The organism is Megasphaera jansseni, from assembly GCF_047974155.1.
GTDB lineage: Bacteria > Bacillota > Negativicutes > Veillonellales > Megasphaeraceae > Megasphaera.
This window is the reverse complement of sequence record NZ_JBHYRR010000011.1, coordinates 1-17,208: the sequence shown is the minus strand read 5'-3', so window position 1 is coordinate 17,208 and position 17,208 is coordinate 1. Positions and strand designations below refer to the sequence as shown.

The following is a 17,208-nucleotide window of genomic DNA, read 5'->3' as shown; positions in this document are numbered from 1 at the left end:
CTTAATCAAGCAGGCGGATTTCATCGACGTCCGCCAGGGCTGCTTCTAGTTTCTGGCGGAGGCGTTCTACATAGTCGTCAATATCGGCCTGGCTGCGGATGACGACGGTACTGCGCGGGTCGAGTTCACGAGCCCGGATGGTACAGAATTTCTTAGCCGGCTGTGGCGGCGCCGCCTCGGGCTGACCGGGCTTTTTGGCTTCGCTCTGTGCCTTGCGAGCGGCTTCGGCCTGGCGCCGTACTTCTTCTTCGTCCTTGCGGTCAAAGAGAGCTAAATAGTACTGGCTCTGGCTGGCCGATTTATCTTTATAGCCCAAGATGTGGGAAATATTATTTTCCTGACCGGCCTTATCCTTCAAGTCCTGATAGGCCTTGTGGACCTGGGGCAGGTAGTTCTTTTCATAGGGTTTGCCCTGCAAGGCCTTGGTCACGTCCTGTTCATCCAGTCCGATAGCGTCCTGGACTTCCTTTCCGATCCGGTCGAGGATGACCAGATAGGCCTGGAGGAAGGCGTCGTTCAGGGCCGGCAAATCCTTGATTCGTTTGTACGGCGACGGATTGCGCACGATGGTCCGGATGCGTTCGGCCAGGTCGGCCAATTCCGGCGTATCCAGCAGGTATTCCTTATTGTTGTCGTAGAGCTTGAGCGGCTTCACGCCCTTATCGAGGAAAATCTGCTGCTGACTCTGATTGTCCAGGAAGGTGTAGACGGGCTGCAAGTCTTCGGCCAAGTCGAGAAGGTCATCTGATTTCTTCAAAAGCTCCTTGAAGAAGACATCGGTCCGCTTGATGCCCATGAAGTAGTCCCACTGGCGTTTCACCGATTCCAGGACACCTTTGCCCGGGAACTGGGGATGCAGCTGATACATGGGTGCCTTGCCGGCCAGCTGATGCAGGAGGTTGGCCGCATAGTCCTTCATTTTAGCCATGACCCGGTCCGGGTCGTCCGACGATTCGCTATGATGGAAGAATTCCCTCATAATTTCATTGGATTTCCGCAAGGCCTTGGGGTCGATAGTCGCCTTGACGCGGAAGAGGAGTCGTTCTTCATTGCGCTTGCCTGTAAAGTAACTGGTCAGCTCTTCCGGCGACGTATGAAAGCGGTTCACTGGCTCTTTGTCGATAGACGCCGCCAACTCGCCCTTGAGGAACAGCATGGCGACGAGCCATTTCGTATCGGCTTCGCTGTAGCCATAAGGCGGTGCCGTGAACAGGTCGAGCAGGCTCTTCAGGGAAATCGTTTCGTAATTCCGCGTCCGTTCCTCGATTTTCATCTTGACTTCGCGCAGCGCATTCTGATTGGCCATGTGGCTGTCTTCTTTGAGCGGGAACAGTTCCATCCCCTTCCCCTGATGGGCAAAGAGTTCCTTCAAATCCTGTTCCTCTCTCGGCGCCGTAATGTCCTTCAAATGGTAATACAGCGTTTCCAGCAGGGATTCCAGGGCGGCCTGGATACGGAGCTTCGGGTCGTGGGTCCGGATGGTCGCCACGATGGAGCCGTTGACGTAGACTTCGGCCTGGCCGATGGCTTCCATCAGTTCCTGCTTGGCAGCTTCCCGGCGCTGTGTCGCTTCGGTCTGTTTGACACCGCGCAGGAGCGTCGACTTGCCCTGCTGCGGGTCGGCGACTTTGCGCAGGTAGTCTTCGATTTGCAGGGCCTGCTGCATTTCCAGGTAATAGTCATTGCGATTCGACGGAAGAACCAGGACGGCTTCCTGATTACGGCTACTGAGCATACTGATGGACAAGGGGTCCGACGGATTGCTGTCGTCATAATACGGCGTCAGGATACGGAGACCCATGGCGTTGTTCTGATGACCGCCGAAAGGCCGGTTGTCCATGGCCTTGTTGAAGCCAAAGGTATACTGGCCCTTCCCTTTGTTGGCCTTGTAGCGGCTGACGGGGTAGATGTCGTTATAGACGAGGTTGCTCAATTCGGTAATCGTATCGGCCAGGGAAATATTCCGGCTGCGGATGGCCCGGTCCATATCCTGTTCGTCATCAGTCAGGAAGGTATACGTATCCTGCTTCTGGGCGACGTAGAGATTGCGGATGAGCAGCTGCAAGGCCTGGCCGACGTGACGGCGCAGTTCGGCCTTGTCTTCGTGGATCTGGGTGACCATGAAGTTGACCAGATTGCTTTCTGTCAGAGGGACACCGTCGACGTACTTCAACAGGAAGAGCACTTTGAGGACATTGACGGCAAAGCAGTCCGGGTCGGCGTCGGGATTGACCTTGGGGTTCTGCAAGGCCCGTTCAATGACGATTTTATGGGTATGGTCGATGACCTGGTCGATATTGTCATAGAAGGCATAGAGCGGCACCAGGGCCTCTTCTTCAGCCTGGCTGACCCGGATGGCAGCGGCCTGGAAGGCGCCGAGGATAGACCGTTCCCCTGAAGACAAGCTGCGGCCGGACGCGCTGTTCTTGCGGATTGACGTCAGGATGTCGGCCAGCAGATAGAACTGATATGGCAGGAAGGGATAGACGGCTGCGAAGTCATCGGCATCGCGATATTTCTTCATTTCATGGGGCGTATCCCGGAAATCGACGACGTTCTGGATGGTCGTTTCTTCGGCCTGGTACAGGGCCAGGAGCGAGTCTGTGCCAGCCTGGGTCTTTTTCAGGATACGTTCGCGGATGACCTCATCGGCATTGACTGACGACAAGGACAGACGGGTATGGAACCGGCCCTGGATCTTGGAAAAATCGTCCTTCCGTTCCTGGGCGTTGTCGATGTTGGCTGTCATGGCGTCGATGGCTTCCTGGGCCGTGACGATGACCCAGGCCTTGCCGTGGCACTTCGTTCCCAATTCTTCTGTCAAAGTCTGTAAGTTGAGCATCAAATGAGAATCGGTGCTGATGAACTGGCCGATTTCGTCAACTAAAAAGACGACCCGTTTCCCCGTCCGGTCGATATAGCGGCGGACCTGGTCAGCAAAGTCGGAAATAGCCAGTTGTGCGTTCTTGGTGCTGGCTTCCTTCGTCCAATTCTTGGCCGTATCGGCGTCCATATAGCCCATGGCAACGAGGGCCTTTTCGACCCAGCCGCGGTGTACACGGAACTTGTGCCGGTCTTCGAGCCAGTCCTTGCCATTGATTTCGGCATATGTATCTTTAAAGAGCTGGTACTTCCCCTCTTCATCCAGAGTCCGTTCCAGTTCGGCCAGCATGGGGATAGCCCCTTCATAGCCCAGGCGTTCATTGAAGACCCGGTTGAAGACGGTGACGATGGCATTGCTGTCGCTCTTTGCCGTCGATGTACTCTTGGAGTCGACGTTGAAAAGGACGGTCAGTGTCGGCGCTTCGGCAGCGCGTTTCATATTTTCGACCAGTTCCGGATCCGAGGCGATGGCGTCTTTGGCCGTCAAATAGGCCATGGCCTTCTTGCCGTCGACTTCCGGTTCGTCGAGGATATACGAAAGGATTTTCAGGAAGTGTGATTTACCACTGCCAAAGAAGCCGGAAATCCAGACGCCCATTTCATCGACGGGATGATTCAGGCTCTGCACGTAATTGGCAAAGAAACGCTGGAAATGCTTTTTCAGTTCCGCCGTGACGACGTATTCTTCCAGTTCCTGTTTTTTATCTTCTTCCTGATTCTGCCCGACCTTGATGACGCCGTTGATCCGTCGGTCGATGGGTTTCAGGAATAAATCTTTGATCTGCATATGCCACCATCCTTCATTAATGTTCGACTAAGGGGAATGCCCGATAGTAGTTAGCATTCGCGTCGCCAGCCACTTCGCCAAAAAGGTTCAGGGAACTGCCTGTGTACTGGCCTGGAAAGAAAAGTATGACCGGGCAGAAGTCCATGACCTGGTGCAGGTTGTTCAATATCTTGTGCGAACGGATGACAGGATAGCATTTGCCGACACCCGTCAAGAAGACGACCCGGTCCGGCTCCTGCGGCGTATGGTCAACGATATACTGGATAATCTGGTTATCGTCTTCTTCAAAGCGCAGGACGTCGCCAATCGTCGTGAAGACGTAGTCCGTCCCCTCTTCTTCTTCGAGCTCTTTCAAATCGTCCAGGACTTCCTCTTCATCGAGGAGATGCAGCATCACTTCGTACAAGTCGTAGACGGACAGGCGGTAGCCGAATTTATATTCTGTATCCGTCGCCTGGAGTTCCTGGACCCGTTTGCGCACGATGAGCTCGGCTTTTGGGTCATAATCGAAGACATAGTAGCTGACTTCCCCACTGAGGCCCCGGCTGTGCCGGAAGTTTTCATCGCGGAGGCGCTGCTCCATGAGGTCTAAGCGTTCTATAATACTTTTCATGTCATGCCCGTTCTCCTGTCAATATTTTTTCAATCGCCGCCAAGCCGGCCTGTTGAAGGTAGTACTGCAACTCCCGACTCAGCAAAGGCCGCTGTATCTGATAAGGCGACTTCTCCCCCGCCAGCAGGCCGGCTTCCCGGAGATAAGCCTTGTAATTGGCCCGCACCTTCTTCAAGGTCATATCGGTCCACTTGGCCGCCCGGGGCTCTTCATTCTGAATGGCCCGGAATACCCGCAGGAAATCACGGTCATAAAGCTCCAGGTCGCCAGTGAAGAGCTTCTCACGGAAGCAGTCATCCATGAAACGATAAAAGGTATGGTCCGTCAACAGCAGCAGGCACAGGGCCAAGAGCTTCTGCGTCGCCAAAGGAGACTGCTGAAAAAAGGCATAAAAAGAAGGCCCGGCCGCCTTGAGGCGCCGTTCCAGAACCTGGCGTATCTCATTGGCCCGGCTGGCCGAACTGGCATTGAAAAAGTTCTCTTCTTCACTCATGCGCTTCAAATCAGCAAAAGACTTCCCTTCCGCCAAAACAGCCACCGCCTGGCGAAGCTCACGGAACCAGAACTGCTCCTTCACCCGGGCCGGATAAGGCTGTGTAAGCACAGCTAAAGCCATCATGTAACGCCTCCTTGGTCGTGGAAAAAACAAAAGGCTACCTGGCAAAAAGCCGATAGCCTCCTCATCGTAAAATAACACCTTAATTATAGCAAAATATGCCCGAAATAGCTACAATTCCTGCCATATTTCTAATATGGCAGGTTCGTTCATACAAAACAATTTCATCCCTTTGATGTCAATTGATGGCGCACCATAAATCCTGTATTTGATTTTCTAATACGCTTGGGCTGGTTGTCTTGTTCTATTTCTTTTGAAAGTTTTTTATCTGCCTCTTTTATATCAAGCACCAACACGGGATTGAAACATTCTTGCGGCGCATCTAGCAATTCGTGTAAATTTCTTTTGAATTCATCTGAAACGACATCCGTATTAAAGTATATTTTCCCATCGCCTCTTCGGATAAAAGCATTAGGAGACTCCTTCATTAAACGCAACTGCTGAAAAAGATAGAGTATGTTACTACGAACATCTAAAGAATAGTTTTCTCTCCTCAATTTTATGTCATCATATTTTTCTGAAACCTGCCAAAATCCCGGAATACATTGAACCATTTGATTTTCTACCGAAAACGTTACCGGATATAGTTCTTTTTCTAAACGTTCAATTACTTTTTCATCATAAGGATCATCCACCCGGCCTACCAGCCAATCTAATGAAACAGCAAAAATGTTTGAAATGGTAATCAAAGATTGAACATTAGGAACACGCAACTGATTTTCCCATTGCCGGTATGCATTAGGGCTAACCTCTTCATACAGTTTCGATAAATTATTGATATCAACTAGCCGTAAACTTCCAGCATATCGCAACAGTTTTAGACGATAAGATAAAATTTGAAGATTTTCCAAAAAAACACCTCATTCCCCTTGATTTTAAAATTCATTCGAGTTATTATATATATGTAGTAAAAATCATTTGAGTTTTCGAAAGGAGGTTTTGGTATGATAAGTGAAAGTAAAGTCATGTTGACCGCTGACGACGTTGCCGAGCTACTGGACATCAAACGCTCTAGGGCCTACGCCATTATCCGGCAACTCAACGCCGAGCTCAAAGCGCAAGGCAAGCTCGTCCTTCGTGGGCGGGTCAATCGTCAATATTTCGAATCCAAAATTAATATTTGAAAGGAGAGAATCCTTATGGTTCTAAAAAAAAGTCAAGCCAGATGCTCCACCATCCAGCTCGACCTGATGCCATTTTCCTGTTGGTCATTGCATCATATTAATGATACCATAAAGGCCCTCTTTTTTCCAGAAAAGGGGGATAAAAATGGCTTTCAATGACAATAAAGTATATTATTTTATCAAGGTGGACGAGCGCTTCACGGAGGATCTAAATATCATCCTTTTGAAGACGACTCCCGGCGGTATGGAAGTCATCTACACTTACCTGGAGCTAATGATTCTGGCGGGAAAAACGGGAGGCATGTTGATAGACAGCGGAACTTTCAGCTCTTTCCCAAAACAACTGTCATATGAATTAAAAGGCATTACCCCGGAACAAATAACTGCGGCTCTGAATTACTTCATCTCAAAGGGCTATATTCTTGTTCAAGACCAGAAATATGTGTTCCAGCAAGCGCCTCTCCTGACTCGTAGCGAGCGTGGCATAACTCGTCGCAAAGAACGCGCTCGCTTGCGTTCAAAAGAACGGCCTCATCCTGCTACTCTCCCAGAACCCCCGGATAAAAAATATCCCCAAAATGGGATAAAAGATATCCCTACTAAATCCGGTATGTCTAGAATATCAAATATACTTGATAAAGTAGGGATAAAAAATATCCAAGAACATCATGATGTTGATGTCTTATTTAATAACGAACAACATCATACACAGGGGGGGAGATGAAATCGCCAAACGCCAGTATCTAGTTGAATCTGGAATCAGTATGCACGTAGCGATTCGATTAGCCAAACAGACTCATGTGCAAAACATGACGTTAAATCGGTTAAAGGAAATCAAGGCTTACGCGGACAAAAATGCTACAACTAATCCAGCCGCTTATTTTAAAACGCTGCTTGAAGACGAATCGCTCAAGCTGCCGAATGAGATAAGCGTGCCGAAAAAGCAGAAAATCTATGATCCGAATTGTCCACATTGTCATGGTACGGGCAAATATAAAGCCTCAATATCTACTCCAGACTATAAAGAAGAATTAATGTTGTCTTGCGATTGCTGGGAGCATTATCAACAAGGAGGTAAATAAAATGAGATATACTATGAAGAAAGGAAACTTAACTTTGAACGGTTTATATGCGTGCAGCAACTATGTTCTTCACGAGCTTGCAAAAGACCCTAACTGGCATGAAGGCCGTCCAGAAGCGATATATGAAGGCAGCGATGATAAAGCGGCTTATGCCCTTTTTGAATCCGGGAACTGGTACATGCTGGATTTTCAACACGTGACGGCCATCAAAATTCCCGATAAGGTCATCGAAGCTTTAGTCGATGAAAACGAAACTCAGCGTAAAGCGGCTATTTTGTTTAAGAATCTCCAATTGGTTGATCTGATGATTCAACACATGCATTCCGGAACCTGGTCGGACGGATTACCCGTCAAACCATTCTTTAAGGATGACTATTGTTGCATCCAGTATGAATCCGGCCGCTGGTGGCATTACGATATCGACAAGGGAACTTGGTTTTAGAGGAGGTGACTGGATTGCCTGCTTTTAAAGATACCTCAAACAATACCTGGAGTGCGTCCTTTTATTATACCGATTGGACGGGACAGCGCAGGCGGAAAAAGAAAGTTGGTTTCAAAACCCGTCGGGAAGCCTTGGCCTTCGAGGAAAATTTCAAGTCCAAGGCCGCCGGGGCCACTACGATGACATTCGGTGAACTCTACGAACTCTACATGGAAGACGCCAGGGTCCGTTTAAAGCCGACGACATACCGGAATAAGGAGTTTGTCATCAAACTGAAGGTCCTGCCCTTTTTCAAGGACCTTCCCATCTCTTCGATTACGCCGGCGACTATCCGGAAGTGGCAGAACCAGATGCTGAGTGCGACGTACACACCCTTTGGCAAACAGAAGACCGCCCAGCCTTACACGCAAACCTACTTGAAGACGATCAATAATCAAGTATCGGCCATCTTCAACTTTGCCGTGAAGTACTATCACCTTCCGCAAAACCCGGTCCGTCTCTGTGGTTCCATGGGGAAAAAACGGTCCGACCGTATCAGCTTCTGGACGCTTGACGAATTCCGCCAGTTCATTACGGTGTACAAAGACGACATCCTGTATTACACGATTTTCATGCTCCTCTTCTGGACCGGTATGCGCGAAGGCGAACTCTTAGCGCTGACCGCAGCAGATTTCGACCTGGAAGAGCAAACAGTCAGCATCACCAATAGCTATTCCCGTCTGGACGGCCAAGATCTGATTCAAAAGCCCAAAACGTCGAAGAGCATCCGGACCATCACTATCCCGCCCTTTCTCTGCACCATCGTCCAGAATTACATAAACGCCATCTACGGACTCCGCAACCATGACCGGCTCTTTCCCACGACGAAGTACGCTATCCTGAATCATCTTCACACAGGCAGTAAAAAAGCCGGCGTGAAAAAAATCAGGGTCCACGACCTTCGCCATTCCCACGCGTCCTTCCTCATCGACCTGGGCTTCTCACCCCTAGTCATCAAAGAACGCCTGGGACACGAAAACATCGAAACCACCCTGGGTACCTACACCCACCTCTACCCATCACAGCAACGGAAATTGCTAGCGGCCATGGAAAAATTCGGTGAAAAGTCCATCCCCAAAGATGACGACAAAACCACAGCTTAAGGAAATTCAAAACCAGGCGCTGTCACACGAAGACAGCGCCTGGTTGCTTTGTCCATTTCAAATTCGTAAAGGCCTACCATTATATCAGAACAGGCTATGGTTGAATCTTACAGCGGGCCTCCCTGTCCGGGCCGGCCCCTACGCACAAGGCCGTTGGCCGTGTATATGTTCACATTTCAAATCTACGTGTCCTTTGTAACCAAGTCTGTTCCATATGTATAAAAATGCACATTTTTTGTTCAAGAAATTTGGCAAAAACAGGCCCTAAAAAAAGTTTTTTTAAATTTTTTGGTACACTTTTGGAACTTTTGAAAAAAAGAAAGCCTCACAAACGGCTTGGTTAAGCGATTTGTGAGGCGATTTGCAACTATTCCCATTCAATCGTTGCGGGTGGTTTACTGGTGATGTCGTAGACGATGCGGTTGATGTGGTCGACTTCGTTTACGATGCGGCTGGAAATCTTATCGAGGACGTCGTACGGGATACGTGCCCAGTCAGCCGTCATGAAGTCGGTCGTCGTGACGCCGCGCAGGGCCAGGGTGTAGTCATAAGTACGGAAGTCACCCATGACGCCGACGGAGCGGTTATTGGTCAGGACGGCGAAGTACTGGTTGATGTCGCGCTGCATACCGGCATTGGCGATTTCTTCACGGAAGATGGCATCGGCATCGCGGAGGATGGCCAATTTTTCCTTAGTGATTTCGCCCATGACGCGGATAGCCAAGCCCGGTCCCGGGAAGGGCTGGCGCCATACGAGGTATTCCGGCAGACCCAGTTCAGCGCCGAGTTCGCGGACTTCGTCTTTAAAGAGGTTGCGAAGCGGTTCGATAAGGCCTTTAAAGTCGACGACAGCCGGAAGGCCGCCTACGTTGTGATGGCTCTTGATGACGGCAGCATCGCCGGCACCGGATTCGATAACATCCGGGTAAATCGTACCCTGTGCCAGGAAATCGACGGAACCGATTTTACGGCCTTCATCTTCAAAAACGCGGATGAATTCTTCACCGATGATTTTCCGTTTCCGTTCGGGGTCGCTGACGCCTTCGAGTTTCTTCAGGAAACGTTCCGAGGCATCGACGCGGATGAAGTTCATGCCGCTGTCCTTGAAGGCCGCTTCGACTTCATCGCCTTCGTTCTTACGGAGCAGGCCGTGGTCGACAAAAATACAGGTCAGCTGGCTGCCGACGGCCTTAGAGATAAGGGCTGCCGCTACGGAACTATCGACGCCGCCCGAAAGGGCCAGGACGACTTTGCCGTCGCCGACCGTTTCTTTGATATTGGCAATGGCCGTCTTGGCGTAATTGGCCATGGTCCACGATCCCGTGCAGCCGCAGACTTCAAAGAGGAAGTTATGGAGCATTTCCTTGCCGTGTTCGGTGTGGAGCACTTCCGGATGATACTGCATGGCATAGAGCTTCTTGGCTGGGTTCTGCATGGCAGCAACCGGGCAGTTAGCCGTATGGGCCACGATTTCAAAACCTTCCGGAATGGAAGCGACATAGTCCTGATGGCTCATCCAGACGATTTCTTTTTCCTGCAGGCCCTTGAATAAAGGCGAAGCCGTATTGACGTCGATTTCGGTCTTGCCGAATTCGCGCATATCTGCGTGTTTGACTTCGCCGCCTAAGGTCTGGGCCATGAACTGCATGCCATAGCAGAGACCGAGGACGGGGATGCCGAGATGGAAGACTTCTTCTTCAATCTTCGGCGCATTATCTTCATAAACGCTGCCAGGACCACCGGTAAAGATGATGCCCTGGGGCTGAAGTTCTTTAATCTTTGCAACTGCTTTGTGATACGGGTATACTTCACAGTATACGTGGTTTTCACGGACGCGCCGTGCAATGAGCTGGTTATACTGACCACCAAAATCGACAACGATGACGAGTTCTTTGGTATCCATTAAGTGCCTCCTCGTGAAATACTTTCTTTGACAGCGGCGGCTGCCTAAATCATTCGATTATAATATTATAGCACACGAGGCAGAGAGTGACTAGTCACAAAAAGGCTAATACTTCCATTCTCGATACAAATCTTTGAGGATGCAGGCCCGGGTGATCATGCCGACAACGCGCTTATTGTCCACGACAGGAAGTACTTTCAAATGTTCCAGGATCATGACGGCTGCGACCTGTTCTACATCGGCCTTGGGCGTAGCAATCATGACATTCTTGGTCATTAATTTTTCGCAGGGCTGGTCCAGGAGATTCTTGAATTCCTTAGCGTATTTCCCGACGCGGCTGGTATAAATCTTGGTGCCGATGAAGGGCAGGCGCGGGATATGCGGCTTAGAGCTGCGGTACATGAGGTCGGCGCTGGAAATGAGGCCGATGAGGTGGTCTTCTTCATCGACGACGGGCACAGCCAGCAGGCGGTGCTTGATGAAGATTCGGAAGACGTCGCGGATGGGAATATCCGGCGTCACGGAAACGAAAACTTTTTCCATGACATCTTTGACGCGGACGACAGGGCGTTCCGCTTCCTTTTCTTCGCCCGGTTCCGGACCTTTATTGATATGTTCAGCCATTGTCTATCCCCCCTTTTCCTTAGTCGTCGCCGTATTCACGGTACAATTCATCGAGGATGTTGCCGCGGGTGACGATGCCGACGATATGTTTTTCCTTGACAATAGGGATGACCTTCAAATGTTCGGCCACCATGACGCCGGCAATCTGTTCGACTTCCGCATCCGGCGCGGCGATGATGACATCTTTGGTCATCATATCTTTGGCCGTGCAGGCCATGAGTTTCTTGAATCCCTTGTCGTATTCACTGATGCCATTATAATAAATGCTGGCTCCTAACAGATTGACATAGTGAGGGACATGGGGTTTGACTTTCTTGTAGAGCAAATCCGCATCGGTGACGATGCCGACGAGCTCCTCTTTTTCATTGATGATGGGAATGGCCGTAATGTGGTTCTTGACGAACATATTGACCAAATCGAAAACCGACGTTTCCGGCGCTGCCGTAACGAAATTCTTTTCCATAATATCCGATGCCGTACGTTTAGACATAAGTATCACTCCTTTTCCTTATAATATAAGTATTAGACACGAGGCCCCCGATTTCCTGCCTGGAAGGTAAAAAAAAGCGCTGTCGCATGAAGACAGCGCTTTTTTTAGCAGTCAGCGGCTAGCTGTTAGCCGTTAGCGGATGGTTTTAAATTTAAGATACAGCGGGCCGCCCTACGGACAACGAGCCACGAATCACGAACCACTATAAATCCAGCTTATTTCCCGCAATAGGCAATGACTTCGACTTCGACGAAGACGTCTTTCGGGAGGCGGCTGATTTCGACGCACGAACGGGCCGGCAGGTTCTTCTGGAAGTATTTGCCATAGACTTCGTTGACAGCACCGAAGAAGTTGATGTCCGTCAGGTAAACTGTCGTCTTGACGACGTCATCATAAGTAAGGCCGGCTTCTTCGAGGATGGCGCCGACGTTCTTCATGCACTGTTCAGCCTGTGCGACGACACCACCGGAAACGATCTTGCCTTTTTCCGGATTGATGGCGATCTGGCCGGATGCGAAGAGGAAATCACCGGCTTTGATAGCCTGGGAATACGGGCCTACTGCGCCCGGAGCTTTGGTCGTGCTGATAACATTAACTGCCATGAGTATGCATCTCCTTAATCATAAGTGATAACTATATTATACATCGCAAGCCCAGGGAAGGCCATAGACCTGCGACAGATAATCACGATTCCGATTCGGCTTTGACGACATTCGTCGTGCCTTCTTCCGCGCCTTCGATGAGGTGCCCTTCTTTATCGTACTGTTTCTTGTTCAGGCCACAGGCGAACCAGGCGATGATGACGGCAGCGATGAAGACCCACGATGAGAAGATGGACATGCGCGTATCCGGGTTGTAAATCATGCCGATAGTGACGAGAATCAGGAAGATGATGCAGAAGTAATTGGAATAGGGATAGAGCGGCGATTTGAAAGGATGTTTCGCCATGACTTCCGGTCCCCAGGCTTTGCGGAAATTTTTCTGGGCATAGGCTAGGACGAACCAGGCGACCATGCCCGGAAAAACGGAGGCACTGTACAAATAGAGGAACAGTTTCGAGTCCGGGATGAGATAGTTGAGGATAACGCCGATGGCCAGGACGACGATGGTGACGGCAATACTGTTGCGCGGCACGCCAGTTGGCGATAATTTGGCGAAAATCTTCGGTGCCTGGCCGTTCTGAGCCAGGGTATAGAGCATACGGCCTGAGCTGTACATGCCGCTGTTGCAGCCGGACAGGGCCGCCGTGAGGACGACAAAGTTGATGATGCCTGCTGCTGCCGAGATGCCGACTTTAGCAAAGGTCATGACGAAGGGACTGCCGATGTAGCTGACTTCATTCCAGGGATAGATGCAGAGGATGACAAAAATCGAGCCGATGTAGAAGATAAGGATACGCCAGACGATGTTGTTGACGGCCTTCTTCAACGTGTGTTTCGGGTCCTGGGCTTCGCCAGCCGTGATACCGATGAGTTCAACGCCCTGGAAGGACGCGGCGACGACGCACATGGCTGCCAGCATACCACCCCAGCCATTAGGCATGAAACCACCGTTAACCCAGAGGTTGCTGATGCCGACAGGGACGCCGCCGTTGCCGAATCCAAAGAGGATGACTGCAGCGCCGACGATGAGCATGACGATGATGGTGACAACTTTGATCAGGGCGAACCAGAATTCAAATTCACCGTAATATTTAACGGCCGCCATATTCGCCGCAGCGACGATGGCCATGCCGGCCAGGGCCGATATCCATTGCGGCAGCAATGGGAACCAGTAATGGACATAGATGCCGACAGCCGTGATTTCCGACAGGCCGACGACGACCCAGAGGAACCAATAGGAGCAGGCAGTGAGGTAGCCGACGAAAGGACTGATGTATTTGTGTCCGTACGTGGCGAAGGAGCCCGTAACCGGTTCCTGATAAAGCATTTCCCCCATGATGCGCATGATGAAAAACATGACGACGCCCGTCACAGCATAACAGAGCAATACCGACGGTCCCGCCATCTGAATGGTGTTGGCCGACCCCATGAACAAGCCGACACCAATCGTCCCCCCAAGAGCGATCATCTCTACGTGACGCGGTTTCAGGCCGCGTTCCATTTTCTGCTGTTCCATGTTCTATCCTCCACTACTTCAAGGTAACAAAATAATGATGGTCTTTGAGCATGGTCATCAATTTTTCAACGTGCTTTTCGTTAGCCGTTTCCAGTTCCAGCGAGACGGCGGTCATACCCATATCGATGCCGTGCTGGCTGCGTTCATGCGTAATGGAAAGGACGTTGGCATTGGTGCCGGCAATGAGGGTCAGGAGCTTGACCAGTTCGCCCGGTACGTCGGGGATGACGGTCTGGAAGAAAATCTTGCGCTGGGACTTGATCAGGCCCTGGTTGATGACGCGGGTCATATTGTTGACGTCGATGTTGCCGCCGCTGACAAGGGCTGCGACTTTCTTGTTGCGGATACCGGAAATCTTGCCGCTTATGAGGGCTGCGACCGGAACGGCCCCGGCGCCTTCAGCAACGGTCTTGCCCCGTTCGAGGAGGAGCAGGATGGCACTGGCGATTTCCGATTCATCGACGGTAACGATTTCATCGACGTATTTCTTGCAGATGTCAAAGGTCAAATCGCCCGGTGTCTTGACGGCGATGCCATCGGCCAGGGTGGCTTTGCCATTATAAGTGATGACCTGTCCCTTTTCGATGGATTCCTTCATGGACGGCATGTTTTCCGTCTGGACGCCGATGACCTTGATTTTCGGATTGACGCTCTTGGCTGCTACGGCCAGGCCGGAAATGAGGCCGCCGCCGCCAATCGGTGCGACGATGGCATCGACTTCAGGCAGCTGTTCGATAATTTCCAGAGCAATCGTCCCCTGGCCGGCGATGACTTGCGGGTCGTTGAAGGGATGGACGAAGGTATAGCCGTGTTCCGTCGTCAATTCAACGGCTTTGGCAGCGGCTTCGTCGAAGAAATCCCCGTAGAGGACGACGTTGGCCCCGTAACCACGGGTTGCCGTAATCTTGCTCAGCGGCGCATGTTTCGGCATGCAGATGACGGACTGGCAGCCGTATTCGCTGGCAGCCAGGGCCACGCCCTGGGCATGGTTGCCGGCCGAAGCGGCGATGACGCCTTTTTCCCGTTCTTCCGGCGTCAAGGATGCTACTTTGTTATAGGCACCGCGCAGTTTAAAGGAGCCCGTCCGCTGGAGATTTTCCAGTTTCAAATAGACTTCACAGCCAGCCAGATCACTGACGGAATTGCTGTACGACAAGCCTGTCTTCTGAGCGACGCCCTTCAAACGTTCCTGGGCATCTTTAATCATTTGTAAGGTTACTTTTTCTTCAGTCATGGTATGTGCTGCCAAATGGCAGCGTCCCTCCTTCGTTAGTTAGAATAAATACGATTTGCTTATGCCTTTACTATACGCCTTTGCTTGTCCATTGTCAATAGAGCATTTGCTATTTTGTCTTTTTACAATAGACTCGTGTTTCCTGAACAAGAAATCATCATTGCTTATTTTGCATAAATAGGCATTGAACGATGCGAAAGGAAGAAACTGCCGTATAAGGCAGTTCCTTAGTGGCTCGTAAACGCTTTACTAACTACAAATAATAAAAGGGACTGTCACACGAAGGCTTATGCCATCATGCGGAGTCCCGTTGCTTCATAGTTTGTAGTACAGAATTTATGGTTTGCAGAGAAGACCTTTAAATTTAAAGCCATCTGCTAACCCCTAACAACTGAAAAAGGGCTTGTCGCACGAAGGTTTTTGCCATCATGCGAGGCCCCTTCAACTTAAAAGTTTTTCGTTCGTAGTTCATCGTTCATCGCGATGGATTGATATTTTTAATCCCATACGACAAACGATGAACGACCTACGATCAACGTAAAAAGAGGCTGTCTTAATGCGACAGCCTCTTTTTCATATGGTGACCCCTACGGGATTTGAACCCATGTTCTCGCCGTGAAAGGGCGATGTCTTAGACCGCTTGACCAAGGGGCCATGGCTCCTCAAGTAGGACTCGAACCTACGACAAATCGGTTAACAGCCGATTGCTCTACCAACTGAGCTATTGAGGAATATCACTTCAAGCTCGTTCCGAATCGGAACAATTAGTATTATACTTGAAGGGATAGAAAAATGCAAGCTTTTTTTACGAATTTTTTTGAAGATTTTCAGAAGCCCTGTGCAGGAAATGGAAATAAGCCGTAAAGCAGTACCCCATGGCCATCAAGCCGATAGTGGCACCGGCATAGCCGATATACGGCAGCAATCCATGGGCCGTGACTTGCCCGCCAATCCAGGTCCCACCGCCGATGCCGACGTTGAAAATACCCGAAAAAATGGACATGGCCACCGGTGCGGCCCCCATCGAGACATGGCGGATGAGTTCTGCCTGGAACGTGACGTTGAACAGCGTTGACGCACAGCCGACCACCAGACAGGCAACCACCATCGTGCCGCCCCCATTGGCAGCCGCCCGCCACAAGAGGAGCGGTACGACCAGCCCCAATAGCCCGGCCCGGATGACGCCGTAGCGGAAGTGGTTATAGAAATGACTGAAGAGGAAGCTCCCTATGAGGCCGCTGACGCCGAGGAGCATGAGCGTCGACGTAATCCCCTGATCACTAAAGGCAGCCACGGTCTTGAGGAACGGTTCGATATAGCTGTATGCCGTAAAATAGGCCGTCGCAAAAAGGACAGACAAGACATAGACGCTGACGACAACGGGATTCTTCAGCAGTTTCGGTAAATCGTCGCGGGAAAAAGACGCATCGCTGGCCAGTTTAGGAAAGACAAAGAACAAATACGTCAAGACGGCCAGGGATGCCGCAGTAATGACCAGGAAAGTCATGCGCCAGCCGGCATACAAGCCGATGACCCGCCCCAGGGGCAGACCGAATATCATGGCAACAGCCGATCCCGTGACGATCATGCTCAGGGCCAGGGGCCGATGGGTCCGCGTAACCAGGCGCGTCGCCATCGGCGCCGCAATAGACCAGAAAATAGAATGGGCACAGGCCACGCCGATACGGGCTGCCATCAGCATGGGAAAGTTCAAAGCCAGCCCCGATAAGAGCTGTCCCAGACAGAAGAGCCCCATCGTACCCAGCAGCAGGCGCCGCATCTCCATCCGGCAGACGAGGAGCATGAGCGGCAGGGACAGTAAGGCCACGACCCAGGCGTAAACGGTAATCATGATGCCTGTCTGCGCTTCCGTCATACCAAAGGACTGAGAAATATCCATGAGCAGGCCAATGGGCATGAATTCCGACGTGTTGAAGATGAATGCCGACACGGTCAAGCCCAGGAGGGGCAATACATATTTCAAGGGAATAGAGTGGAACATGATTCATTCTTCCTTTGCATAAATTTAGAATGATTTCATGGTACGCTGTCACTGGCGAAAAGTCAAGAGGGCAAAAAAAGAGGCTGTCGCATTAAGACAGCCTCTTTTTACGTTGATCGTAGGTCGTTCATCGTTTGTCGTATGGGAT

Annotated in this window: 16 protein-coding genes and 2 tRNA genes; 5 read left to right on the top strand and 13 right to left on the bottom strand. The window is 50.8% G+C overall.

From position 1 onward, the window contains the following. Window position 1: 1 nt before the first annotated feature. The 4 genes from brxC to ACE418_RS05730 form a co-directional block, all read right to left on the bottom strand. Window positions 2-3,670, bottom strand: coding sequence for a BREX system P-loop protein BrxC (gene brxC, locus ACE418_RS05745; RefSeq protein WP_416449707.1), 3,669 nt, complete (start codon window positions 3,668-3,670; stop codon window positions 2-4). Between the two features lie 16 nt (window positions 3,671-3,686). Next, on the bottom strand, window positions 3,687-4,283 hold the full coding sequence (locus ACE418_RS05740) for a DUF1788 domain-containing protein (RefSeq protein ID WP_416449706.1): 597 nt from the start codon (window positions 4,281-4,283) through the stop codon (window positions 3,687-3,689). 1 nt (window position 4,284) lies between these two features. After that, window positions 4,285-4,902, bottom strand: coding sequence for a DUF1819 family protein (locus ACE418_RS05735; RefSeq protein ID WP_416449705.1), 618 nt, complete (start codon window positions 4,900-4,902; stop codon window positions 4,285-4,287). 161 nt (window positions 4,903-5,063) lie between these two features. After that, window positions 5,064-5,750, bottom strand: a complete 687-nt coding sequence (locus tag ACE418_RS05730; RefSeq protein WP_416449704.1) for a helix-turn-helix domain-containing protein — start codon at window positions 5,748-5,750, stop codon at window positions 5,064-5,066. A 93-nt stretch (window positions 5,751-5,843) separates the two neighbouring features. Here ACE418_RS05730 and ACE418_RS05725 point away from each other — a divergent pair, with 93 nt between their 5' ends. From ACE418_RS05725 to ACE418_RS05705, 5 genes are all read left to right on the top strand, one after another. Further along, window positions 5,844-6,023 carry a DNA-binding protein gene (locus tag ACE418_RS05725; RefSeq protein WP_298676648.1) on the top strand — a complete coding sequence of 60 codons (180 nt, stop codon included), beginning with the start codon at window positions 5,844-5,846 and terminating at the stop codon, window positions 6,021-6,023. Window positions 6,024-6,168: 145 nt separating this feature from the next. Continuing rightward, window positions 6,169-6,747, top strand: a complete 579-nt coding sequence (locus ACE418_RS05720) for a phage replisome organizer N-terminal domain-containing protein (RefSeq protein ID WP_416449703.1) — start codon at window positions 6,169-6,171, stop codon at window positions 6,745-6,747. 40 nt (window positions 6,748-6,787) lie between these two features. Beyond that, window positions 6,788-7,105: a hypothetical protein gene (locus ACE418_RS05715; RefSeq protein ID WP_416449702.1), complete on the top strand. Its 318-nt coding sequence runs from the start codon at window positions 6,788-6,790 to the stop codon at window positions 7,103-7,105. A 1-nt stretch (window position 7,106) separates the two neighbouring features. After that, window positions 7,107-7,547, top strand: coding sequence for a hypothetical protein (locus tag ACE418_RS05710; RefSeq protein WP_416449701.1), 441 nt, complete (start codon window positions 7,107-7,109; stop codon window positions 7,545-7,547). Between the two features lie 14 nt (window positions 7,548-7,561). Then, window positions 7,562-8,689: a site-specific integrase gene (locus ACE418_RS05705; RefSeq protein ID WP_416449700.1), complete on the top strand. Its 1,128-nt coding sequence runs from the start codon at window positions 7,562-7,564 to the stop codon at window positions 8,687-8,689. 367 nt (window positions 8,690-9,056) lie between these two features. On the opposite strand, the gene guaA is transcribed toward ACE418_RS05705, so the two are convergent. From guaA to ACE418_RS05660, 9 genes are all read right to left on the bottom strand, one after another. After that, window positions 9,057-10,592: a glutamine-hydrolyzing GMP synthase gene (gene guaA / locus ACE418_RS05700; RefSeq protein WP_292262566.1), complete on the bottom strand. Its 1,536-nt coding sequence runs from the start codon at window positions 10,590-10,592 to the stop codon at window positions 9,057-9,059. A gap of 105 nt (window positions 10,593-10,697) precedes the next feature. After that, window positions 10,698-11,216: a CBS domain-containing protein gene (locus ACE418_RS05695; protein WP_416449699.1), complete on the bottom strand. Its 519-nt coding sequence runs from the start codon at window positions 11,214-11,216 to the stop codon at window positions 10,698-10,700. A gap of 19 nt (window positions 11,217-11,235) precedes the next feature. Further along, window positions 11,236-11,706 carry a CBS domain-containing protein gene (locus ACE418_RS05690; RefSeq protein ID WP_416449698.1) on the bottom strand — a complete coding sequence of 157 codons (471 nt, stop codon included), beginning with the start codon at window positions 11,704-11,706 and terminating at the stop codon, window positions 11,236-11,238. Between the two features lie 215 nt (window positions 11,707-11,921). After that, on the bottom strand, window positions 11,922-12,308 hold the full coding sequence (locus tag ACE418_RS05685; protein ID WP_416449697.1) for a RidA family protein: 387 nt from the start codon (window positions 12,306-12,308) through the stop codon (window positions 11,922-11,924). 82 nt (window positions 12,309-12,390) lie between these two features. Beyond that, window positions 12,391-13,824, bottom strand: a complete 1,434-nt coding sequence (locus ACE418_RS05680) for an amino acid permease (protein ID WP_416449696.1) — start codon at window positions 13,822-13,824, stop codon at window positions 12,391-12,393. Between the two features lie 13 nt (window positions 13,825-13,837). After that, the gene (gene ilvA, locus ACE418_RS05675; RefSeq protein ID WP_416449695.1) at window positions 13,838-15,058 is read right to left on the bottom strand and encodes a threonine ammonia-lyase; all 1,221 of its coding nucleotides are present in this window, start codon (window positions 15,056-15,058) and stop codon (window positions 13,838-13,840) included. Window positions 15,059-15,636: 578 nt separating this feature from the next. Next, window positions 15,637-15,712: transfer RNA gene (locus ACE418_RS05670), tRNA-Glu, on the bottom strand. Window position 15,713: 1 nt separating this feature from the next. Further along, window positions 15,714-15,789: transfer RNA gene (locus ACE418_RS05665), tRNA-Asn, on the bottom strand. Window positions 15,790-15,863: 74 nt separating this feature from the next. Beyond that, the gene (locus ACE418_RS05660; RefSeq protein WP_416449694.1) at window positions 15,864-17,042 is read right to left on the bottom strand and encodes an MFS transporter; all 1,179 of its coding nucleotides are present in this window, start codon (window positions 17,040-17,042) and stop codon (window positions 15,864-15,866) included. Between the last annotated feature and the right edge of the window lie 166 nt (window positions 17,043-17,208).

Coding starts and splice junctions, on each gene's coding strand:
- brxC (WP_416449707.1), bottom strand. CDS start 3,670: ATGCAGATCAAAGATTTATTCCTGAAACCCATCGACCGACGGATCAAC.
- ACE418_RS05740 (WP_416449706.1), bottom strand. CDS start 4,283: ATGAAAAGTATTATAGAACGCTTAGACCTCATGGAGCAGCGCCTCCGC.
- ACE418_RS05735 (WP_416449705.1), bottom strand. CDS start 4,902: ATGATGGCTTTAGCTGTGCTTACACAGCCTTATCCGGCCCGGGTGAAG.
- ACE418_RS05725 (WP_298676648.1), top strand. CDS start 5,844: ATGATAAGTGAAAGTAAAGTCATGTTGACCGCTGACGACGTTGCCGAG.
- ACE418_RS05720 (WP_416449703.1), top strand. CDS start 6,169: ATGGCTTTCAATGACAATAAAGTATATTATTTTATCAAGGTGGACGAG.
- ACE418_RS05715 (WP_416449702.1), top strand. CDS start 6,788: ATGCACGTAGCGATTCGATTAGCCAAACAGACTCATGTGCAAAACATG.
- ACE418_RS05710 (WP_416449701.1), top strand. CDS start 7,107: ATGAGATATACTATGAAGAAAGGAAACTTAACTTTGAACGGTTTATAT.
- guaA (WP_292262566.1), bottom strand. CDS start 10,592: ATGGATACCAAAGAACTCGTCATCGTTGTCGATTTTGGTGGTCAGTAT.
- ACE418_RS05695 (WP_416449699.1), bottom strand. CDS start 11,216: ATGGCTGAACATATCAATAAAGGTCCGGAACCGGGCGAAGAAAAGGAA.
- ACE418_RS05690 (WP_416449698.1), bottom strand. CDS start 11,706: ATGTCTAAACGTACGGCATCGGATATTATGGAAAAGAATTTCGTTACG.
- ACE418_RS05685 (WP_416449697.1), bottom strand. CDS start 12,308: ATGGCAGTTAATGTTATCAGCACGACCAAAGCTCCGGGCGCAGTAGGC.
- ACE418_RS05680 (WP_416449696.1), bottom strand. CDS start 13,824: ATGGAACAGCAGAAAATGGAACGCGGCCTGAAACCGCGTCACGTAGAG.
- ilvA (WP_416449695.1), bottom strand. CDS start 15,058: ATGACTGAAGAAAAAGTAACCTTACAAATGATTAAAGATGCCCAGGAA.